Here is a 22,384-nt window from a genome sequence, read left to right as displayed (position 1 = left end):
GGTCAAAGTCAAGGGTTGCGCCCGGTCCGCGCGAAAGGATTAACGGTTTCCCTTCATTTCTGATTGACCTAAGCTATGCGCCGCGCGAAGGCGTCGATCGCGCAGATCATAGGGAATGCGGGAGGCGAGTGCGGATATGTGGCAGACCGTTTTCGACAAGATGGCGTCGCGACTGATCCGAAGCGGGCGGCTGGAAGTCACGATGCCGGACGGATCCCGCCGGGACTACGGACCGGGAGGCGGTTACGAGTCCGATATCGCCGTCAGGGACGACGCCACGCTGCGCGCGCTCTGCATGAACCCCGAACTCGCCCTGGGCGAGGGCTACATGGACGGGCGCATCGTGATCGAGGGCGACGATCTCGACACGCTGCTGCGCCTTCTCATGAGCAACCTTTCAACGGATTTCGCCCCGCTCTGGGTGCGCGCGGTCGAATGGGGGCGCTATGTTCTGCGCGGGCCGCTCATGCGCAACACCCGCAAAAGCGCCCGCGCCAATGTGGCCCATCATTACGACATTTCGGACGATCTTTACCGTCTGTTTCTCGACGAGGACATGCAATACAGCTGCGCCTATTTCGAGACCCCGGAAACCGGGCTGGCCGAGGCACAGGCCGCGAAAAAGGCGCATATCGCCCGCAAGCTCCAGATCGAGCCGGGGATGCGCGTGCTCGACATCGGCTGCGGATGGGGCGGCATGGCGCTGACGCTCGCGCGCGATTTCGGCGCCCATGTGACCGGGGTTACCCTGTCGAAGAACCAGCTTGCCACCGCAAAGGCCCGTGCCCGCGAGGCCGGGCTCGAGGATCAGCTTGATTTCCGCCTGCAGGATTACCGCGAACTGTCCGAGTCGTTCGATCGCATCGTGTCGGTCGGCATGCTCGAACATGTCGGAGCGCCCCATTACGCCGAATATTTCAACCAGGTCGGCAAGCTGCTCACCGCTGACGGGGTCGCGCTCATTCACACGATCGGACGCAATGCGCCGCCCGACGTGCCCTCGCCCTGGATCGACAAATACATCTTTCCGGGCGGTTATATCCCCTCGCTTTCCGAACTCGCGGTCCCGGTGGAAAATGCCGGGCTCTGGTATCTCGATATCGAGATCCTGCGCCTGCACTATGCCATGACGCTGCGCCACTGGCTCGAACGGTTCGACGCCCGGATCGAGGATGTGCGCAAGATGTATGACGAGCGGTTCATCCGCATGTGGCGCTTCTACCTGATCGCCTGCATCGTCACCTTCGAGGTCGGCCGGCTTGGTGTGTTCCAGCTTCAGATCGGGCAGGAACGCAACGTGGTGCCGCTGACGCGCGATTATCTTTACCGCGACCGCACCATTCCTGCCGCGCGCGAAGCCGCCGAATAGGCACCGCTCCGGCCACGCGCGGGCGGGCGCGGGTGCCGTCCGCTCAGTTGTCCCGGATCACGTGCTCGTCCTCGGGAAAGCTGCGGTTGCGCACGTCGTCCGCATAGGCCGCGACGGCGGTGGCGGCGTCCTTCGCGAGATGCGCATAGCGTTTGACGAAATTCGGTTTGAAATCATCAAACAGGCCCAGAATGTCGTCGATCACCAGAATCTGGCCGTCACAACCGGCCGAGCCGCCGATGGCGATCGTCGGAATGGCAAGATCGGCCGTGATCCGGTCGGCCAGCCCGGCGGGCATCTTTTCCAGCACCACGGCGAATGCGCCCGCATCGGCCACGGCGCGGGCATCGGCATGGATCTCGTCGGCGCTCTCGCCCTTGCCCTGCACGCGATAGCCGCCGTAGGCATTCACCGATTGCGGGGTCATGCCGACATGGGCAAGAACCGGGATGCCGTGCTCCACCAGAAAGCGGATCGTCCCGGCGATCCGCCGTCCGCCTTCCAGCTTGACCGCCGCGGCGCCGGTTTCCGCCATGATGCGCGCGGCGCTCGCGAATGCCTGCTGCGGACCCTGCTCGTAGCTGCCGAAAGGCAGATCAACCACCATGAGCGCATGTTCGAGCCCCCGCGCCACGGCCTTCCCGTGCATGATCATCATGTCGAGCGTGACCGGAAGCGTCGAGGGCAACCCGTGCAGCACCATGCCGACGCTGTCACCGACCAGAACAAGGTCGCATTCCTTGTCCACGATGCGCGCGATCGGCGTTGTATAGGCGGTCAGGCAGACCAGCGGCACGCCGCCCTTGCGGGCGCGAATATCCATGACACTCAAGGATTTAGTTGCGACAACGGTGCTCACGGCAAATCCTTTCGACAGGTCTCGGGCGGACGGATGATAACGGGGCGCGGGTCCGGCTGCAACTGCCGCCCTGCCGGGGCTCCGGGCGGGCGGCGCACCATGGTCCCTTGACTCCGGGCCGCCCGGGCGGTGTCGTGCCCCGCACCAAAGACGGAGTGACCGATGAAGACCTATCTTGCCGCGGCGGTTCCCCTGCTCGCCGCCTTTTCGCTGCCGGCCCTCGCCGGCGTCAACGTCTCGCTGCCGCTCGAACCGGATGCCGAGACGACGATCCTGTCCATGGAGTATCAGTGCGACCCGGATGGAACCTATGCGGTGCAATATGTGAATGCGGGTGGCAATTCGCTTGCTCTGGTGCCGATCGACGGCGAGGACCGCATTTTCGTCAACGTGATCGCGGCATCGGGCGCGCGCTATGTCTCGGGCGAATACGAATGGTGGACCAAGGGGTCATCGGCGACGCTCACCGATCTGTCCGACCCCGACAATCCCCGCGACTGCCACTCCACCGAGGACGCGGACGAGAGCGAGGGCGAGGACGGCCCGGAACAGCCGGAGCAGGAGTAACCGCAGCGATCCCGGCCGCGCCCTCTGCCCCGGCCGGATGTTTCAGAAATCGAGGTTGGCGACGCTCAGCGCATTGCGCTGGATGAATTCGCGGCGCGGCTCGACCTCGTCGCCCATCAGCTTGGTGAACAGGTCGTCGGCATCGGCCACGTCGTCGATCTTGACCCGCAGCAAGGTGCGCGCATCGGGATCGAGCGTGGTCTCCCAAAGCTGATCCGGGTTCATTTCACCGAGCCCCTTGTAGCGCTGCACCGAAATTCCCCGTTCGCCTTCCTCGAGGATCGCGGCCAGCAGTTCGAGCGGCCCGTGGATCGGCTCGCGCCGGTCCTTGCGCAAAAGGCTTGCCGGGGCGGCATAGATATCCTGCAGGTTGCGGGTCAGTGTCCCGGTGCGGCGGGCCTCGGGCGAGCGCAGCATCGCCCCGTCGAGCAGGCGCAGTTCCTCCACCCCCCGCAACATGCGGGTCAGGCGGATGCCGCCCTCCTCGGTCACGTGGCCCTCCCAGCCGCGTTCGTATTCCAGCGCCACCAGATCGAGCCGCGCCGCGATCCGCGCCGCCACGTCCTCCAGATCCGATTCGACCGCCCCGGCGGCGAAACCGCCCGCGATCGCCGTCTGTTCAAGAATATGACGCGGATAGTGGGTCGGGAACGCCTCCAGCACGCGCTGAAGCTGGCGCGCATTCTCGACCACGCGCAGAAGATCCTGTCCGCCGATCTCTTCGCCGTTGCCAAGGCGCAGCGCGCTGCCCTCGATCCCCTGCCGGACCAGGTAATCGTCCATCGCCGCCTGATCCTTGAGATAGACCTCGGAGCGCCCGCGCGTCACCTTGTAAAGCGGCGGCTGTGCAATATAGAGATGCCCCCGCTCGATCAGTTCGGGCATCTGGCGATAGAAGAACGTCAGCAGCAGCGTGCGGATATGGGCACCGTCCACATCGGCGTCGGTCATGATGATGACCTTGTGATAGCGCAGCTTCGAGATGTCGAATTCATCACGCCCGATCCCGGTGCCGAGCGCCATCACCAGATTGCCGATCTCCTGGCTGGACAGCATCCGGTCGAACCGGGCCCGCTCGACGTTCAGGATCTTGCCCCGCAGCGGCAGTATCGCCTGGGTGCCGCGGTCCCGCCCGGTCTGGGCACTGCCGCCGGCGCTGTCGCCCTCGACCAGGAACAGTTCGGTCTTGGACGGATCCTTTTCCGAACAGTCCTTGAGCTTGCCGGCCAGGAAATTCACGTCCATGGCGGATTTTCGACGGGTCAGGTCGCGCGCCTTGCGCGCCGCCTCGCGCGCCACGGCCGCCTCGACGATCTTGCCGACCACGAGCCGCGCCTCGTTCGGGTTTTCCTCGAACCATTCGGCCAGCTTCTCGCCGACGAGAGCCTCGACCACGGGGCGCACCTCGGAGGAAACCAGCTTGTCCTTGGTCTGGCTGGAGAACTTGGGATCGGGCACCTTGACCGAAAGCACGCAGGTCAGGCCCTCGCGGGCATCGTCGCCCGACAGCGCGATCTTTTCCTTTTTCGCGATGCCGCTCGACTGGGCGTAGTTGTTCACCGTGCGCGTCAGGGCGCCGCGGAACCCGGCCAGATGCGCCCCGCCGTCGCGCTGGGGAATGTTGTTGGTGAAGGGAAGCACCGTCTCGTGATAGCTGTCGTTCCACCAGAGCGCCACCTCGACCACGATGTCGTCGCGCTCGCCCACGATATGAACCGGCTCGGACAGGATCGGAGACTTGGAGCGGTCAAGGTACTTGACGAATTCACGCACCCCGCCGTCATAGAACAGCTCGACGCGGACGGGTTCCTCGGGGCGTTCGTCGGCCAGGTGGATGCGCACGCCGGAGTTCAGGAAGGCCAGTTCGCGCAGGCGCCTTTCCAGGGTCTGAAAATCATAGTTCAGGTTCGAGAATGTCTCGGTCGAGGCGAGGAAACGCACCTCGGTGCCGCTGCGCCCGTTCGCGTCGCCCACAACGCGCAGGTGTTCGACCGTTTCGCCGCGTTCAAAACGGGCAACATGTTCCTTGCCGTTGCGAAAAATGCGCAGTTCGAGCCAGTCGGACAGCGCGTTCACCACTGACACCCCGACCCCGTGCAGGCCGCCCGACACCTTGTAGCTGTTCTGGTCGAATTTCCCGCCTGCATGCAGCTGGGTCATGATGACCTCGGCGGCCGAGACGCCCTCTTCCTCGTGGATTCCGACCGGGATGCCGCGCCCGTTGTCGGTAATCGACACACTGGAATCCGCATGGATGGTCACGCTCACCACGTCGGCATGGCCGGCCAGCACCTCGTCGATGCCGTTGTCGACCACCTCATAGATCATGTGGTGCAGGCCCGAGCCGTCGTCGGTGTCGCCGATATACATGCCGGGGCGCTTGCGCACCGCGTCCAGCCCCTTGAGAACCTTGATGGAATCAGCGTCGTAATTCTCGATCGCCTGTGCGTCCTGAGCCATCCACTAATCCTTTGCGATTGTGGCCTCTCTATAGGACTTCCGGCACGGATTGTCACGCGCTTGCCCCGATTCCGCCAAAGACCGCAGGGCGCTGTCAGTCCGGGTCCAGTGTCGAGAGTCCCGCGGCCTCGCCGACATGGATGAATTGCGCGCGCCGGCCCAGGTCGTCAAAGATCGCCCGCTCCGTTCCGGTCATCCAGGCCTGTGCACCAAGCGCGCAGATCTCGTCGTAAAGCGCCGCCCGGCGGCCTGCATCCAGATGCGCCGCCACCTCGTCGAGCAGCAGCACCGGGACTTCGCCACCCAGGGCAGCGAGCGCACGCGCATTGGCCAGAATCAGCGACAGCAGCAGCGCCTTCTGTTCGCCGGTCGAACAGTCCCGCGCATTGATGCCCTTGGCCGCGTAATGGGCAAGCAGGTCGGCACGATGCGGCCCGGCGAGCGTGCGCCCCGCGGCCATGTCGCGTGCGCGCCCCTGCGCCAGCATCTCGCGCAAGGTCCCCTCGGCGCCGTCCCAGCCGCCAGTGCCGTTATCGAGCGCAAGCCCGGCGGCCGGAAAGGCGGTTTCGGCCCCTTCCTGCGCCGCGCGCAGATGGCCGAGCGCCGCAAGCCGGTTCTGATGGATCTGTGTGCCCGCCCGCGCCATCTGCGCCTCGAGCGCCTCATACCAGCCCGGATCCGTCACCTGATCCTTGAGCAGGCGGTTGCGCTCGCGCATGGCCTTTTCGTAATCCAGCGTCGCGCCGGCGTGATCGGGGACAAAGCTCATGGTCACACGGTCGAGAAAGCGCCGCCGCCCCTCGGCCCCCTCGATCCAGAGCCGGTCCATGGAGGGGATCAGCCACAGGATCCGCAGCAACCGCCCGAGCGCCAGTTGCGGCACCAATTTGCCGTCGATCCGAACCTCGCGCGATGCGCCGCGCTCGGAGCGGGTCTCGACCTCGCGCAGCCCCGCCTGCGTGCGGACCGTTCCCCGCACGACCCAGCCCGGCGCATCGGGGCGGCGCGCAATCTCACCGGGCGTCGCGCGCCGCAGCCCCCGGCCCGGCGACAGCAGCGACACCGCCTCGAGAAGATTGGTCTTGCCGGCCCCGTTCGGCCCGAACAGCACCACCGGACGGGTGTCGAGCGCAAGCCGCGCAGCCCCGTGCGAGCGGAAATGCAGAAGGCCGAGTTCAAGCAGCGCCGCCGCCTGCGCCGGCCTGTCGCCGCTCTGATGCGAATCGTCGGTCATTCATCTCCGGGACGCACGCCCCGATCCGTCCCGCAACCGGCCCCGGCCGCGCGGGATCAGACCCGCATCGGCATCACGACATAGATCGCGCTCGCGTCGTTCCCCTCGCGCATGAGCGCGGGGTCGCTGGCCGAGTTGAAAAAGAACACCGCATTCTCGCGATCCACCTGCGCCACGATCTCCAGCAGGTATTTCGCATTGAAGCCGATCTCGAGCCGCTCGTCGCCATAGGCCACGGCGAGTTCCTCTTCGGCGGCGCCGCTGTCCGGGGCGTTCACCGAAAGCACCATCCGGTCCTCTTCAAGCTGCAGCTTGACCGCCCGGGCGCGTTCCGATGACACGGTGGCGACCCGATCGACCGCGCGGGCGAATTCCGCCGCATCGACCTCGAGCCGGCGCGGATTGCCCTGCGGGATCACGCGGCTGTAATCGGGGAAGGTGCCGTCGATCACCTTTGACGTCAGGGTGATCGCGGGCATGGCAAAGCGCACCTTGGTCTCGCTGACCGAGACCCGGATTTCCGCCTCGTCATCCTCGAGCAGCTTGCGCAGTTCCAGCACCGTCTTGCGCGGCACGATCACGCCCGGCATGTTTGCCGCGCCCGACGGCAGGTCGGCATCGACCCGCGCCAGGCGGTGCCCGTCCGTCGCCACGGCCCGCAGCACCTTGCCGCCGTCGGCATCCGAAACATGCAGGTAGACGCCGTTCAGGTAATAGCGGGTTTCCTCGGTCGAAATGGCAAAGCGGGACTTGTCGAAAAGCCGCCGCAGCACCGCCGCCTGAATGGCGAATTCGCTTTCATATTCCGACGAGGCCATGACGGGGAAATCCTCGCGCGGCAGCGTGGCGAGCGAAAAGCTCGACCGCCCGGCCTCGATCAGCAGGCGCTCCGACGCGCCGTCATGGGCCAGCGTGACCAGCGCCCCCTCGGGCAGCTTGCGCACGATTTCATGCAGCAGGGTCGCGGCAACGGTGGTCGCGCCGGCGCGTTCGACCTGGGCGGGGGCGGTATCCACCACCTCGACATCCAGATCGGTCGCGCGGAACCGGACCGCATCGCCTTCGGCCTCGATCAGCACATTCGCCAGAATCGGGATCGTGTTGCGCCGTTCCACCACCGACTGGGCTTGGGACGCGGCCCTGAACAGCGCGCTGCGTTCGATGCTGATCTTCATCTCTGTCCTTTCTCCGCCTGCGTCCGGGGCAGCCCTGGCCTTCCCCGGCCCACATGCAGCGCCCGGCCCGGGCGGATGAGTTGTAGATTTCTTCGCATGAAACGCAGGCCCGTCAAGAGGGAAGCATGGAAATTCGGCACCCGGACAGGGGGCAAGGCCGGCAAGCCGCTGTTTACGCTTCCAGCGTGCGACGCAACATTTCCACGTCCTCGGCGATCTGGCCGTCGGTCTGCTTCAACTCCTCGATGCGGCGCACGCCGTGCATGACGGTGGTGTGATCGCGTCCGCCGAAGCGGCGCCCGATCTCGGGCAGCGACCGGCTGGTCAGTTGCTTGGACAGATACATGGCCACCTGCCGCGGCCGCGCAAAGGAGCGCAGCCGCTTGGGGCCCACCATGTCGCTGAGGCGGATGTTGTAATATTCCGACACCCGGCGCTGGATTTCCTCGACCGTGATCTTGCGTTCGGCCGCGCGCAGGACGTCCGCGAGGCAATCCTGCGTCAGGTCCATGTCGATCTCCCGCCCGACCAGCGACGCAAAGGCGAAAAGCCGCGTCAGCGCCCCTTCCAGCACGCGCACATTGGTCGAGATGCGCTGGGCTAGAAATTCAAGCACGCCGGGGGCAAGTTCGAGTCCCGGATAGCTGTCCTGATACTGCAGAACCTTGGATTGCAGGATGCCGAGGCGAAGCTCGTAATCCGTGGGGTGCAGATCGACCACCAGCCCGCATTGCAGGCGCGATTTCACCCGGTCCTCAAGTTCCTTGATCTCGCCCGGCGCGCGGTCGGCGGAAATGATGATCTGCTTGTTCTGGTCCACCAGCGCGTTGAACGTATGGAAGAATTCCTCCTGCGTCGATTCCTTGCCGGCGATGAACTGCACGTCATCGACCATCAGCACATCGACCGAGCGGAACAGATGCTTGAAATCCATCATCTTGCGCTCGCGCAGCGCCTGCACGAAGCGATACATGAACTGCTCGGCCGAGAGATAGAGCACGTTCAGCTCGGGCTTGCGCGCCTTCAGCTCCCAGGCGATCGCGTGCATGAGATGCGTCTTGCCGAGCCCGACCCCGCCGTAAAGCACCAGCGGATTGAAGGTGACGGCACCGCCTTCGGCCACCCGCCGCGCCGCCGCATGGGCAAGCTCGTTCGGCTTGCCGACCACGAAACTGTCAAAGGTGAAACGCGGTTCAAGCGGGGCGGTCTGGATCGCATCTCCTGCCCTCGCCGGCGTGGCGGTCGGCGCTTCGCGGCGCACGGTCGGGGCCGGATTGGGCATCGTATTCGACAACGTGCGCTCGCCGAATTCGGCCGGAACCTGGAACGACAGCCGCTGAACCGATTCGCCGTTCGTGTTCAGGACATGCAGGATGGCGTCAGAAAAGTTCTGCGCCACATAGTTGCCCATGAAATTGGTCGGCACGTCGAAAAGCGCAATCCCGTCCTGCACCTCGACGACCCGGAGCGGTTCGATCCAGGTCCTGAAATTGTTCTCTCCTACGGTCCGCAGCAGCGTTTCCCTCAGATCGTCCCATTTTTCCCGTATCATGCAGTGCCCCTAGACAAGCCAGTCGCCGGCTCTCCGGCAAATCTTGATCCTTGTTCGCCCGGGAATCGCTCCCGGTTTTCGGACTCACGGCACGGGGATAGGGATCGCAGACCCGTAAAGGATTTGCGGTGCCCGCACGAAACGGGCAAAACATCCGGCCAGCACATCAACCCTGCGTTGCATGACAACACATACTCGTTGCGTCCAATGGCCGGACGCTATCATCTTTCACGACAGGCCACTCACTGGCCGAACGGCCGTGAACGGCGTGCCACATCCCCGGCGCAGCACCGGTTATCGTGGCCTTGCTGGTGGCCATGCCCGAACGGATCGGAAATGGCCGGCTGGCAGCCTGTCCCCCAGGCGAGTGAATCGCTGCCCCATGTCCTAGCAACTTCTTCCATCACGCGGCAATGAAACTATCCCATTGACTCGCGCTTTGCGCGGAACGAATCCAGACAACCCGAAAATCGGCATGTTTCCGATCATGAAAACAGGAACGCCGCCCCAAGGGGGCGGCGCCTGTCACGGTTGTCCCGTCATGGTTGTGATCAGGGGCGCGGACAGCCCCGGATCAACCCATTGCCTTGATGCGGGCCGAAAGCCGCGAAATCTTGCGGGCCGCGGTGTTGCGGTGAAAGACGCCCCGGGTCACGCCGCGCATCAGTTCCGGCTGGGCCGCGCGCAGGGCCGCGCTGGCCGCATCCTTGTCGCCCGAGGCGATTGCCTCTTCGACCTTGCGGATAAAGGTGCGGATGCGCGAACGACGCGCCTTGTTGACGGCGGTGCGGGATTCGATCTGGCGGACCCGTTTGCGGGACTGAAGCGTATTTGCCATAAGGGCTGACCTTTCTGCGGAGCGTTGCAATATATACGGTTTCAGGCGCAACGCGGATCCGTGCCAACCGGATACGGCGATTTCGTTTCAGGCCAAAGCGGGCCGCGCGCGCATGTCTGGCGCGGCGCATACCCGTATTTCCCGAAGGTTGCAACCGAATCCGGGGCGAAACGTCGCAGACCGGCCTGTCCCGGCGCGAATCCGGCACCAGATCCGGCACGGATAGCCCTGCCGGGCGGACTATTTGTCGCGGAACTGCGCCTGCCGCTTTTCCAGGAACGCGGCCATTCCTTCTTTCTGGTCCTCGGTGGCGAACATCGAATGGAACAGGCGGCGCTCGAACAGGATGCCCTCGGCCAGCGTGGTCTCGAAGCTGCGGTTCACCGCCTCCTTCGCGGCCATGACGCTGATCTGGGATTTCTCGGCGATCTTCTGGGCCGCGCCCATAGCCTCTTCCATCAGCTTCTTGGCCGGGACGACGCGGCTCACCAGCCCGGCGCGCTCGGCCTCGTCGGCGTTCATGAACCGACCAGTCAGGTTCATGTCCATGGCCTTGGCCTTGCCGACCGCGCGGACAAGCCGCTGCGTGCCGCCGATTCCGGCAATGATGCCGAGGTTGATCTCGGGCAGGCCGAACTTCGCGGTATCGGCGGCGATGATGAAATCGCAGGCCATGGCCAGTTCGCAGCCCCCGCCAAGGACATAACCGGCAACGGCGGCGACGATCGGCTTGCGCGTGGCGGCGAACTGGTCGTTCAGGCCGGCGAAGAGGTTGTCTCCGAAAACCTCGACATAGCGCAGCCGGGCCATTTCCTTGACATCCGCCCCGGCGGCAAAGGCCTTTTCCGATCCCGACAGGACAATGCAGCGCACCTTGTCGTTGGCGTCGGCCTCGCGCAGCGCCTGACACAGCTCGCCGGCAAGCTCCCGGTTGAGAGCATTCAGCGCCTCCGGCCGGTCGAGCCGGATCAGCGCCACGTGATCCTCGATTTCAACGGTGATCGTCTCGAATGCCATCAAACGGGCCCTTCGGTTGTTGCCTCAGCCGAGAGTCCTTAGCACGCGGGCCCTCATCTTCAAGCTCTCTCGCGCGCCCGGGACCGGCGGCGCGGCAGGCGTCAACGCTGGCAGGCCGGGCAGTAGAAGGTTGATCGCCCGCCCTGCACCTGCCGCCGGATGGCAGCGCCGCAATCCGGGTGCGGGCAGGGCTGTCCCTCGCGGCCGTAGACGTCGAAACTGTGCTGGAAGTAACCAAGCGCCCCGTCGGCCTGGCGAAAGTCGCGCAGGCTCGACCCGCCGGCCGCGATCGCCTGTTCCAGCACCTCGCGGATCGCCGGGACAAGCGCCCCGATGCGCAGCGCTGAAATCCGCCCCGCCTGCCGCACGGGCGAGATGCCGGCCCGGAACAGCGCCTCGCAGACATATATGTTGCCAAGCCCCGCAACGATGCGCTGATCGAGCAGCATCGCCTTGATGGAGCTGCGCCGCCCCCGCAGCGCGGCGGCAAGGTAATCCGCGTGAAACCCGTTGCCGAGCGGCTCCGGCCCGAGCCCGGCGAGCAGGCGATGCGCCTCAAGTTCTTCACGCGCGACCAGATCCATCATGCCGAAACGGCGCGGGTCGTTGAAGGTGATGCGCGCACCGCTTTCCATATGGAACACGACATGATCGTGTTTCGGCGCGCCGCCCTGCCCGTGGTGGAAGGTGCCGGGCGCAAGCCCCGCAACCGTCATCCGCCCGCTCATTCCCAGATGGACAAGCAGCGTTTCCCCGCCCGAAAGATCCGCAAGCAGGTATTTCGACCGCCGCCGCAGGTTGTCCACCCGCTGCCCGGCAAGGCGTTCGGCCATGCGGGGCGGGAACGGCCAGCGCAGGTCGGGGCGGCGGATCTCGGCGCTTTCGATCACCTGTCCGACCATGGCAGGCGCAAGGCCGCGGCGAACGGTTTCGACCTCGGGCAGTTCGGGCATGGGGGCTCCTGTGGCGAAGGGGGCGCATTGTGCGCAGCCGCAGGCACTCTATAACAGGGACGACACCGCCAGGCGACAGGATCCCCGGATGCCCGAACACGACGACAAGGCCACGCATTTCGGCTATCAGACCGTTCCAGAAAGCGAAAAGGCCGGGCGCGTGCGCGGCGTCTTCACCTCGGTCGCGTCGCGCTATGACGTGATGAACGACGTCATGAGCGGCGGCATCCACCGCCTGTGGAAGGACGCGATGATGGACTGGCTCGCGCCGCGGCCGGGGCAGCGCCTGCTGGACGTGGCGGGCGGCACCGGCGACATCGCCTTCCGCTTCCTGAAACGCGCCGGATCGGGCCATGTGACGGTGGTCGACCTGACCGAATCGATGCTGGTCGAGGGACGCAAGCGCGCCGAGGCGGCGCAGATGGCCGACAGCCTCGACTGGCTGACGGGCGATGCCATGGCGCTGCCCTTTGCCGACAACAGTTTCGATGTCTACACGATCAGCTTCGGCATCCGCAACGTGACCCGCCCCGAGGATGCGCTGGCCGAGGCGTTCCGCGTGCTGCGCCCGGGCGGGCGGCTCATGGTGCTCGAATTCTCGCAGATCCCGAACCGGGCGCTGCAACGGCTTTACGATCTCTACAGCTTCAACGTGATTCCGCGCATGGGGCAGGTGATCGCCCAGGACCGCGACAGCTACCAGTATCTGGTCGAATCGATCCGCCGCTTCCCGGATCAGGAGACGTTCCTGGCCATGATCCGAAGCGCCGGATTCGAAAACGCATCCTATCGCAATCTCAGTCTCGGCATAGCGGCGCTGCATTCCGGCTGGAAGATCTGAGATGCGCGGGCCTCACAACATCTGGCGCCTGATCCGCACCGGCGCGACGCTTGAGCGCAGCGGTGCGATGAACGTGGTGCTCGACGCTTTCGATGCGCCGAAACCGCTGCGCTTCGTCGCCCATGCGCTGGGCAAGCCCTTCAGGTGGCTTGGCTACAGGGGCGACCCCGCCATGCCGCCGGCGACCCGCGCGATCACGGCGCTGGGCCCGGCCTATATCAAGTTCGGGCAGGTTCTTTCCACCCGGCCCGATGTGGTCGGCGACAGCCTGGCCACGCAGCTGCGGGTGCTGCAGGACCAGTTGCCGCCCTTCCCGCTTGAGATTGCCCGGGCCGAGGTCGAGAAAGAGCTTGGCCAGCCGCTCGCGACGATGTTTTCCGAGTTCAGCGAACCGATCGCGGCCGCCTCGATCGCCCAGGTTCACCATGCGCGCCTTGCCGCCACCGGGCAGGAGGTCGCGGTCAAGGTGCTGCGCCCGGGGATCGAAAGGGCGTTCCGCAAGGATATTGATGCGTTTTACCTTGCGGCGCAGATGATCGAACGGCTTGCGCCCGGCGCGCGGCGGCTGCGGCCGATGGACGTGATCGCCCATTTTGACGGGGTGGTGCAGGGCGAACTCGACCTGCGGCTGGAAAGCGCGGCTGCCTCGGAATTTGCCGCGAATACGGCGGATGACCCGGGGTTCGCCGTGCCCGAGATCGTCTGGAGCCTGTCGTCGCGCCGGGTGATGACGCTCGGCTGGGCCGAGGGCGTGCCGCTTGGCGACAATGCCGCGATCGACGCCGCCGGCCATGACCGCGTGGCCCTGTCGGAACGCGTGCTGCGGCTGTTTTTGCAACATGCGCTGCGCGACGGCTATTTTCACGCGGACATGCATCAGGGCAATCTCAAGGTCGCGCCGAACGGGGACATCATCGCCTATGACTTCGGCATCATGGGGCATATCGACGAATATACCCGCCGGGTCTATGCCGAGATCCTGTATGGTTTCATCCGCCGCGACTATCACCGGGTCGCCGAAGTGCATTTCGCCGCCGGTTACGTGCCGCCGGACCGCGACGTGGATGAATTCGCCCGGGCGCTCCGCGCGGTGGGAGAGCCGATCTTCGGGCGCGATGCCTCGCGCATCTCGATGGGGCGGCTGCTGGCCTATCTGTTCGAGGTAACGGAACGGTTCGGCATGCAGACCCGAACCGAACTTATCCTGCTGCAGCGCACCATGGTGGTGGTCGAGGGCGTGGCGCGCTCGCTCAATCCGAACATGAACATCTGGCATGTGGCGCGCCCCGTCGTCGAGGATTACATCAAGAAATCCATCGGCCCGCGTGCGCTGATGAACGATCTTGCCCGCACCGCCCGCGTCATGGCGCGATTCGGTCCGCGCCTGCCGGGGATGGTCGAGGCGGCGCTGATGCGCGAGGCCGGCCCGCCTCCCCCGCCGGTGCGGCGACGGCGGCGCTGGCCGCTGCTGGTTCTGGCGACAATGCTTGCGCTGCTGATCGGGGCGGCCGCGGGGTTCGGGATCGCCCAGGTCACCTGAGCGCGGCGATTTCGCTTTCATAGGCCCATTCGATCCAGGGCAGAAGCGCCTCGACATCGGCTTTTTCCACCGTCGCCCCGCACCAGATGCGCAACCCCGGCGGGGCATGGCGATAGGCGCCGATATCAAAGGCCACTCCTTCGGATTCGAGCCGGGCGGTCAGATTCTGCACGAAAGCGCGCGAATCGCGGATCCGGGCATCGACAAGGCGCAGGCAGACGCTGGTGGTCGAACGCGTCGCGGAATCGCGGGCAAGGTTCTCGATCCAGTCGCGGCTTTCGCAGAATTCCCAGACCGTGCGGGCGTTCCCCTCCGCCCGGGCGACCAGCGCCGGCAGGCCGCCGATCTCGCGCGCCCAGCACAGCGCCTGCAGGTAATCCTCGACACAAAGCATGGAGGGCGTGTTGATGGTCTCGTCGCGAAAGATGCCGTCGATCAGGTGCCCGTCGCGGGTAAGGCGGAACAGCCGCGGCACCGGCCAGCGCGGGCGGTGGCTTTCCAGCCGCGCAACCGCGCGGGGCGAAAGAACCAGCATCCCGTGCGCCGCTTCGCCACCCAGCACCTTCTGCCAGGAGAACGTCACCGCATCGAGCCGCTCCCACGGCAGGTCCATGGCGAAGGCCGCGCTCGTCGCATCGCAAAGCACAAGCCCCCCGCGCCCGGCCGGGATTTCCGCACTTTCCGGTATCCGCACCCCCGAGGCAGTCCCGTTCCAGGTGAAGCAGACGTCGCGATCCCAGTTCACGGCGGCGAGATCGACGATGTCACCATAGGGAACGCGCCGGATTTCGGGTTCAAGGCCAAGCTGCTGCGCCGCATCCTCGGCCCAGCGCGCGCCGAATTCGTCCCAGACCAGCACCTCGAGCGGACGCGGACCGAGCAGGTTCCACATGGCCGCCTCGAACGCGCCGGTGTCGGATCCGGGCAGGATGGCGATGCGGTGGCTGTCGGGAATGCCAAGAATTTCACGGCTCTGATCAAGTGCGGTGCGCAACTTCTCGCGCCCGATGTCGGAGCGATGGCTGCGCCCGAGCGGCGCGCCCCGAAGACCGTCGAGCCGAAACCCCGGCCGCTTGGCGCAGGGACCCGAGGAAAACCGGGGATTTCCGGGGCGCTTTTGCGGGCGCTCGATCAGGGTGGCTCGCATGGTGGTTCGGTGGCTCCTTGCGGGAACGCGGACTGCGGCGCGGCCGCGCGCGAGTTGCGCTAGACCAGCGCGTAGAAGATCGCGCTGATGACGACAATCCCCGCCACCGTCACAAAGGCATTCGACACCGCACCGCGATAGGGGGCGAGCGCCGGTACCTTGTGGATCGCATACATGGGCATCAGATAAAGGATCGCCGCGATCACCGGGCCGGCCAGCGTCTCGATCATGCCGAGGATCGACGGATTCAGGATCGCGACGCCCCAGGTGGTGAAGAACACGAAGCCCGCGATCAGGTAATCCATCCGTCGCGTGGCGGCAAAGCGGTCACTGACCAGAAAGCCGCGCAGGATGCCCTTGAGCCCCTCGGCGGTGCCCAGATAATGCCCGAAAAAGGACGAGACGATGGCCGTGAAGGCGATCAGCGGCCCGAAATAGCTGATGAAGGGGCTGGCGTGGACATTGGCCAGATAGGACAGGATCGGCAGGTTCTGCTGCTTGGCCTCGGCCAGTTGCTCGGGCGAGAGCGCGAGCACGCAGGAAAACACGAACAGCATCACGAATCCGACCAGCATCACAGCGGTGTAGCGCAGGATCTGCCCGGCCTTCTGCGGCGCGGCGGCACCATATTCGCGCTGCAGCGCCACCGAGAACTGCGAGATCGCCGGCGAATGATTGAAGGAAAAGATCAGCACCGGCAGCGTCAGCCAGATCACCGGCAGGGCCTCGGAAACCGGCGTGGTCTCGCGCACCGCCGCGAGGTTCCATTCGGGGATCAGGTAAAGCGACAGGAAGATCAGGATCGCCACCAGCGGATAGACCAGCCATTGCGTCACCACCAGCATCGCCTTTTCGCCGGCGATCATGACCAGCATCATCCCCGCGATCAGCACCCCCGACAGGAGCCATCGCGGCAGCGGGGCCATGCCAAGCTGATTGACCAGAAAGCTGCCGGCCGTATTGGTGATGCCGACCCCATAGATCAGCACGATCGGATAGATCGCCAGGAAATAGAGAATGGTGATGATCTGCCCGCCGGCGGGGCCGAAATGTTCGGTGACGACCTCGGTGATGTCAGTTTCCGGCCTGCTGCCGGAACAGACGAAACGCGACAGCCCGCGATGCGAATAATAGGTCATGGGCCCGATCAGCAGCGCCATGGCGACCAGCGGCCAGAACCCGCCGAGCCCGGCATTGATCGGCAGGAACAGGATGCCGGCGCCGACGGCGGTTCCGAACAGGCTCAGCATCCAGACGGTGTCGTGGTGGCTCCAGGCGGGACCTGGCGCCTCATCCAGCGGGCGGGCTCGGGACGTGCCTGGCATCGCGATTCTCCTGCTTCGGGCCTGCTCCTCGTGGCGACCGGTCCGGCTGGCGGCGTGCTGTCGCATGGGAGTCCTGCACGGCCGGGGCGGCGTCACTGCAATGTATACTATGGAACACAATTTTCACGGCGGGTGCAAGAGACAGGGCCGCCCGGGACAGGTTGCCCGGGACAGGCGCCCGAGTCATGGCGCCCGGTTCACCGATGCGGGGGATTGGCGAAATATTCGTTGGTAAGCTTCACGACCAGCGGGCTGAGCAGCAGCAGCGAGATCAGGTTCGGGATCGCCATCAGCGCGTTCAGCGTATCCGCAACCAGCCAGGCGAAATCGAGGCTCTGGGTCGCGCCGAAGAACACGATGATCGTGAACACGACGCGGAACGGCATTGTCGAAACGGTGCCGAAGAGGAACTCCCAGCATTTCTCGCTGTAATAGGCCCAGCCAAGGATCGTGGTAAAGGCAAACAGCGCCAGCGCAAAGGCCAGCAGATAGCTGCCGAAGCCGGGCAGGGCGGTCTCGAACGCGGTCGAGGTCAGCGCGGCACCGGTCTCGCCATCGACCCAGACCCCGGTCACCATGATCGCAAGCCCGGTCATGGTGCAGACGATGATCGTGTCGATGAAGGTGCCCATCATCCCGACCACGCCGGAAAACACCGGGTCCGAGGTCGAACCGGCCGCCTGGGCGATGCCCGCGGTGCCAAGCCCCGCCTCGTTGGAAAAGATGCCCCGGGCCACGCCGCGCTGGATCGCCATCAGCACGGTCGAGCCAAGAAAACCGCCGGCGGCGGCGGTGCCGGTAAAGGCATCGGAAAAGATGGTCGCGAAGGCGCCCGGCACCCGATCCGCAAAGAGGACGAGAATCACCAGGACGCAAAGGATGTAGAAGATCGCCATTGTCGGCACGACCTTTTCGGCGACCGCGCCGATGCGCTTGATCCCGCCGAGAACCACGAGCCCGACCAGAAGGGTCAGGATCACGCCGGTGGCCCAGGGAGGCATGGAAAAGGCCTTGCCCATCGCCTCCGAAATGCTGTTGGCCTGCACCATGTTGCCGATGCCGAACCCGGCAAGCCCGCCGAACAGCGCGAAGACAAAGCCCAGCCAGTGCCAGCGCCGCGCCAGTCCGTTCCGGATCGCGAACATCGGCCCGCCCGAATGTTCGCCCCGGTCGTCCACCTCGCGGTATTTCACAGCGACCACGACCTCGGCATATTTGGTTGCCATGCCGACGAAGGCGGTGGCCCACATCCAGAACAGCGCTCCCGGCCCGCCAAAGGTGATCGCGGTCGCCACACCGGCGATGTTCCCGGTGCCGATGGTCCCCGACAGCGCGGTCATCAGCGCCGCGAAAGGGGTGATCTGCCCCTCGGCCTCGGCGCCGGGCTTGCGGCTGAGCCAGATCATCCGGAAGCCGTAGATGATCTTGGCGAGCGGCATGAACTTCAGCCGCACCTGCAGGTAAAAGCCGGTTCCCAGGATCAGGACGATCATGGGAATGCCCCAGACCAGATCGTTCAGCCAGCTGACCGCATTATGCAGATGTTCCATGGAACACACCTTTTACACTTGTTTGCACCTGCAGCGCGACCGGTCCGCAAATGGTCCGGCGCACCCCGTTTCGCATGGCCGGCCGGCCGCTGGTGGAGGAGCGTAACGGATTTGTTATCGCACGCAAAGAGTTTACGAGCAGATCGGCAAGGGGCGGACTCCGCCCGTGTCCGCGCCGGCTCAGGGGCCGGTGGCGGTCATCACCCAGAAGACATGCCCGTTCGCACCAAGCGCCGCGCCGAGCCCGATCTCGCGCAGATCTCCTGCCAGAAGATTGGCCCGATGTCCCCGCGACCCCATCCATGACGCGACGACATCATGACCGGGCGGCCCCTGCGCGACGTTTTCCCGCGCGCTTCCAAAGCCCTGCCCGGTGCGGGCCAGCCGGTCGGCAAGGCGGCTCCCGTTGCTGCCGACATGCGAAATCCGGCCCTGTGCCGCCAGGTCGCAGGCGTGATCCTGCGCCGCCCGGGCCAGTGCGGCAGAAGGCCGGAGCTGCACGAGCCCGGCCTGCAGGCGCAGCGTGTTGATCGACCGGATCACCTGCGCCACGACCTGCCCCGACGGATCCGGCGTCGTGCAGGGCGCGGCTGCCGCAGGCGCGGGCAGAAGCGATGCCACAAGCAATGCCGCGAACACGGCCCGGATCGAATTCATCCCCGCGCTCCCCTCCTGGAATTGCAACGAATTGCAACGCCCGTCCCTGTCCCGCAGAGTTCCGCAATCGCTACCGGAGCGCAAGGCCGACCGGTGCCCGTCCCGCATTTCACGAGCAGCGCACCGGGCGCGATGCCGCCAGGGTTGAGCGGGCGCAGCGCGCCGCGGGCCGGTGCGAGACGGCGCCGGCGAAGGCGGCCACACGCGCAGCCGGGACCGGAGCGGACCGGTCGCGCCGCAACCCCGGGCAGAAACCGCGCGGGACAGGCAAAAATCTTCCACCTGACTGAACTGTTACAACTTTTCGCCCTTGCTCGCGTTGTGTTGAAACGAGACGCGCCCTATAAGAAAACTCCGCAACCTAGCCGGGAAGCCCTGAGCGGATGAATTATGAAAGCCTGCTGATCACTCTCGTCATCCTGCCATTTCTGATGGCGGTTGCGGTAGTGACGCTGCATGCGCGCGCCCACAACGCGGGGGCATGGCTTGCCGGGATGACCATGGTGCTGATGCTGGCGATCCTGTCGGTTCTGGCGCCCGAGCTTTCGAACGGCCCGATCATCCGCAGCATCGACTGGGTCGATACGATCGGCCTGAACCTGCGGTTCCGGATCGACGCCTTTGCGGCGCTGTTCATCGGGCTGGTGGCGGGGATCGGGCTGCTGGTCGTGACCTTTGCCCATTGCTATCTTTCGTCCGAAGACCCGGCCCCGCGGTTCTATGCCAGCCTGCTCGGCTTTACCGGGGCGATGTCGGGGATCGTGCTTTCGGGCAACATCATCATGCTGGTCGTGTTCTGGGAGCTGACGACCTACATGTCGTTCCTGCTCATCAGTTACTGGAGCCAGAAGGCCGAGGCCCGCGACGGGGCGCGCCATTCGCTGATCGTGACCGCCTCGGGCGGGCTCTGCCTGCTGGCGGCGATGATCCTCCTGGGCGAGATCACCGGCAGTTACGAAATCGAATCCGTGCTGGAAGCGGGGGAGCAGATCCGGGAACACGCGCTTTATCTGCCGGTGCTGATACTGTTCCTGCTGGGCGCCTTCACCAAATCGGCGCAGTTCCCGTTCCATTTCTGGCTGCCCGGCGCCATGGCGGCGCCGACGCCGGTCAGCGCCTATCTGCATTCGGCAACGATGGTCAAGGCCGGGGTGTTCCTGATGCTGCGCTTTGCGCCGGCGCTGGCGGGCACCGACTGGTGGCTCTGGCTGGTCGCGGGAACCGGCATCATCACCATGACGATGGGCGCGGTCATCGCCATGTTCCGCTCCGAACTCAAGGAACTGCTGGCCTATTCCACCATCAGCCACCTCGGGCTGATCACCGCCCTGGCCGGGATCGGAACGCCCTTTGCGATCACCGTCGCGGTGTTTCACATCATCAACCACGCCATGTTCAAGGCCGCGCTGTTCATGATCGCCGGCATCATCGACCACGAAACCGGCGCGCGCGATCTGCGCCGCCTGTCGGGACTGGTCCGGCTGATGCCGATCACCGCGCTGCTCACGGCGCTCACCGCCGCGGCCATGGCGGGGCTGCCGTTCCTGAACGGATTCCTGTCGAAAGAGATGTTTCTCGATGCCGCCCATCAGTTGGGTGCGAACGGTTGGCCCGGCCAGATCTTCATCGCGCTGGCCGTGATCGGAGCGGCGGCCGGCGTGACCTATTCGCTGAAACTGGCGATCGGCGCCTTTCTCGGCCCGCCGCCCGACGATCTGCCGGTTGAAAAGCCGCACGACCCCCGCCCGCTGATGTGGCTGCCGGTTGCCGTGCTGGCCGCCGGCTGCCTGACCATCGGGCTGTTTCCCGGCGCCACCGAACGGCTGCTGTTTTCGGTCGGTTCGGCGATCATCGGGCCGCTTGCGCCGCAACTGCACATCCGGCTCTGGCACGGGCTGACCCCGGCGCTGATGATGAGCCTCGCGGCCTATGGCGGCGGCGCCCTGCTTTACGTCCTTCTGCGCCGCAGACCGCAGGAGCCGCGCGTGATGGTGCGCATCGACGCCGTCGCCATGTTCGAGCGCCTGCTGCAGGTCGCCACCCGCACCCTGCCGCAGATGCTGACCGCGGCGTTCGGCACGACCCATGTGCAGGTCCAGCTGCGCATCCTGGTGCTGCTTGCGGCGCTGATCGGGATCCTGGTGCTGCCGGGCACCCGCTGGTGGCCGCGGACCCCGGAAATCGGCCTGTCGGAAGTGCTCTTCGCGCTGTTGTGGCTGGTCGGCGGCGCCTGCGCGATCGGCGCGGCCTGGCAGGCAAAGTATCACCGCTTCGCCGCGCTGATCCTGATGAGCGGGGCGGGGATGGTCACCTGCGTGAGCTTCGTGTGGCTCTCGGCGCCGGATCTCGCGGTGACCCAGCTTCTGGTCGAGATCGTGACCACGGTGCTGCTGCTGCTCGGGCTGCGCTGGCTGCCGCAGCGCAACGAGCGCATCCCGGGCGACCGCGACATGCGGGCCCGAATCCGCCGCGGCAGCGACCTGCTGATCGCGATCCTGGGCGGCATGGGCATGACGGCGATGGCCTATGCGGTGATGGCGATGCCCTCGGGGCTGACCGTCGGCGACTGGTTCCTGCGCAACTCCTACGACGAGGGCGGGGGCACCAATGTCGTCAATGTCATCCTGGTGGATTTCCGCGCCTTCGACACGTTCGGGGAAATCACCGTTCTCAGCATCGTGGCTCTGACGGTCTTCGTGCTGCTGCGCCGCTTCCGCCCCGCCCCGGCGAGCGCCGGCGTCCCCAATTCGCAGCGGATCATGGACAGCGGCGGATCCACCGATTTCATGTATGTGACCGCGATCATCATGAACTGGGTCTTTGCCGCGACGGTCCTTGCCTCCGCCTACCTGTTCTTCCGCGGCCACGACCTGCCCGGGGGCGGTTTCGCTGCCGGTGTCACACTGGCCATCGGGCTTCTGCTGCAATATCTCGCCCGCGACGTCCGCTGGGTCGAGGCACGTATCATCGTCCTTCCCGTGCGCTGGATGGCGGCGGGGCTGACGCTGGCCATGCTGGTCGGGGTCGGGGCCTGGCTGTTCGGCTATCCCTTCCTGACCCAGCACGCGCAATATGTCGACCTGCCGGTGATCGGCCGTGCCCCGGCGGCGACGGCGCTGCTGTTCGACCTCGGCGTCTTTGCCACGGTGGTCGGCGCGACGGTGCTGATGCTGATCGCCATCGCCCACCAGTCGCTGCGGGTGCGCAAGGGCAGCGGCGTCGCGCTGGCCGATGTGGACCCCGAAGAGCCCGGGCCCGAACCGGCCGGAGCGGGCGGACCCCGGGAAGAGGCGGTGTGAC

The 22,384-nt window shown here is 65.7% G+C and carries 17 protein-coding genes; 5 read left to right on the top strand and 12 right to left on the bottom strand.

The window, feature by feature from the left end:
• Positions 1-136 precede the first annotated feature (136 nt).
• Complete coding sequence (locus B0B01_RS07135; RefSeq protein ID WP_076649046.1) at positions 137-1,369, top strand: SAM-dependent methyltransferase; 1,233 nt, start codon at positions 137-139, stop codon at positions 1,367-1,369.
• 43 nt (positions 1,370-1,412) lie between these two features.
• On the opposite strand, the gene panB is transcribed toward B0B01_RS07135, so the two are convergent.
• On the bottom strand, positions 1,413-2,192 hold the full coding sequence (gene panB / locus B0B01_RS07130) for a 3-methyl-2-oxobutanoate hydroxymethyltransferase (RefSeq protein WP_076649044.1): 780 nt from the start codon (positions 2,190-2,192) through the stop codon (positions 1,413-1,415).
• Positions 2,193-2,390: 198 nt separating this feature from the next.
• Between panB and B0B01_RS07125 the strand changes: the two genes are divergently transcribed.
• Positions 2,391-2,795, top strand: a complete 405-nt coding sequence (locus B0B01_RS07125; RefSeq protein ID WP_076649042.1) for an MliC family protein — start codon at positions 2,391-2,393, stop codon at positions 2,793-2,795.
• Positions 2,796-2,837: 42 nt separating this feature from the next.
• Here the strand turns inward: B0B01_RS07125 and gyrB are convergent, their stop codons facing one another.
• The 7 genes from gyrB to mutM all read right to left on the bottom strand — a co-directional run bounded on the left by gyrB (position 2,838) and on the right by mutM (position 12,024).
• Positions 2,838-5,255: a DNA topoisomerase (ATP-hydrolyzing) subunit B gene (gene gyrB / locus B0B01_RS07120; RefSeq protein WP_076649040.1), complete on the bottom strand. Its 2,418-nt coding sequence runs from the start codon at positions 5,253-5,255 to the stop codon at positions 2,838-2,840.
• Positions 5,256-5,349: 94 nt separating this feature from the next.
• Complete coding sequence (gene recF / locus B0B01_RS07115; protein ID WP_076649038.1) at positions 5,350-6,489, bottom strand: DNA replication/repair protein RecF; 1,140 nt, start codon at positions 6,487-6,489, stop codon at positions 5,350-5,352.
• Between the two features lie 56 nt (positions 6,490-6,545).
• Entirely contained in the window at positions 6,546-7,664 is a 1,119-nt protein-coding gene (dnaN, locus tag B0B01_RS07110) for a DNA polymerase III subunit beta (RefSeq protein ID WP_076649036.1), read from the bottom strand.
• 172 nt (positions 7,665-7,836) lie between these two features.
• Positions 7,837-9,216: a chromosomal replication initiator protein DnaA gene (dnaA, locus tag B0B01_RS07105; RefSeq protein ID WP_076649034.1), complete on the bottom strand. Its 1,380-nt coding sequence runs from the start codon at positions 9,214-9,216 to the stop codon at positions 7,837-7,839.
• Positions 9,217-9,790: 574 nt separating this feature from the next.
• Complete coding sequence (rpsT, locus tag B0B01_RS07100) at positions 9,791-10,054, bottom strand: 30S ribosomal protein S20 (protein WP_076649032.1); 264 nt, start codon at positions 10,052-10,054, stop codon at positions 9,791-9,793.
• Between the two features lie 240 nt (positions 10,055-10,294).
• Positions 10,295-11,071 (bottom strand): enoyl-CoA hydratase-related protein, encoded by a 777-nt coding sequence (locus B0B01_RS07095; RefSeq protein WP_076649030.1) that lies wholly within the window; start codon positions 11,069-11,071, stop codon positions 10,295-10,297.
• Positions 11,072-11,172: 101 nt separating this feature from the next.
• Positions 11,173-12,024, bottom strand: a complete 852-nt coding sequence (gene mutM / locus B0B01_RS07090) for a bifunctional DNA-formamidopyrimidine glycosylase/DNA-(apurinic or apyrimidinic site) lyase (RefSeq protein ID WP_076649028.1) — start codon at positions 12,022-12,024, stop codon at positions 11,173-11,175.
• A gap of 88 nt (positions 12,025-12,112) precedes the next feature.
• Here mutM and ubiE point away from each other — a divergent pair, with 88 nt between their 5' ends.
• Positions 12,113-12,865, top strand: coding sequence for a bifunctional demethylmenaquinone methyltransferase/2-methoxy-6-polyprenyl-1,4-benzoquinol methylase UbiE (gene ubiE, locus B0B01_RS07085; protein WP_076649026.1), 753 nt, complete (start codon positions 12,113-12,115; stop codon positions 12,863-12,865).
• A gap of 1 nt (position 12,866) precedes the next feature.
• The gene (ubiB, locus tag B0B01_RS07080; RefSeq protein WP_076649024.1) at positions 12,867-14,405 is read left to right on the top strand and encodes a 2-polyprenylphenol 6-hydroxylase; all 1,539 of its coding nucleotides are present in this window, start codon (positions 12,867-12,869) and stop codon (positions 14,403-14,405) included.
• Here ubiB and B0B01_RS07075 read toward each other — a convergent pair.
• The 4 genes from B0B01_RS07075 to B0B01_RS07060 form a co-directional block, all read right to left on the bottom strand.
• Positions 14,398-15,552, bottom strand: coding sequence for a phosphoserine transaminase (locus B0B01_RS07075; RefSeq protein ID WP_076649021.1), 1,155 nt, complete (start codon positions 15,550-15,552; stop codon positions 14,398-14,400). The two genes, ubiB and B0B01_RS07075, sit on opposite strands and share 8 nt — an antisense overlap.
• A 59-nt stretch (positions 15,553-15,611) precedes the next feature.
• Positions 15,612-16,877, bottom strand: coding sequence for an SLC5/6 family protein (locus B0B01_RS07070; protein WP_076649019.1), 1,266 nt, complete (start codon positions 16,875-16,877; stop codon positions 15,612-15,614).
• 197 nt (positions 16,878-17,074) lie between these two features.
• Complete coding sequence (locus B0B01_RS07065) at positions 17,075-18,427, bottom strand: alanine/glycine:cation symporter family protein (RefSeq protein ID WP_076649017.1); 1,353 nt, start codon at positions 18,425-18,427, stop codon at positions 17,075-17,077.
• A gap of 180 nt (positions 18,428-18,607) precedes the next feature.
• A complete protein-coding gene (locus B0B01_RS07060; protein ID WP_159438962.1) occupies positions 18,608-19,084 on the bottom strand; it encodes a CAP domain-containing protein in 477 nt (158 codons plus the stop codon).
• Between the two features lie 383 nt (positions 19,085-19,467).
• Between B0B01_RS07060 and B0B01_RS07055 the strand changes: the two genes are divergently transcribed.
• Complete coding sequence (locus tag B0B01_RS07055; RefSeq protein ID WP_076649015.1) at positions 19,468-22,383, top strand: monovalent cation/H+ antiporter subunit A; 2,916 nt, start codon at positions 19,468-19,470, stop codon at positions 22,381-22,383.
• Position 22,384 lies beyond the last annotated feature (1 nt).

The organism is Pontibaca methylaminivorans (assembly GCF_900156525.1).
Lineage (GTDB): Bacteria > Pseudomonadota > Alphaproteobacteria > Rhodobacterales > Rhodobacteraceae > Pontibaca > Pontibaca methylaminivorans.
This window is presented reverse-complemented; position numbering and strand designations above follow the sequence as displayed.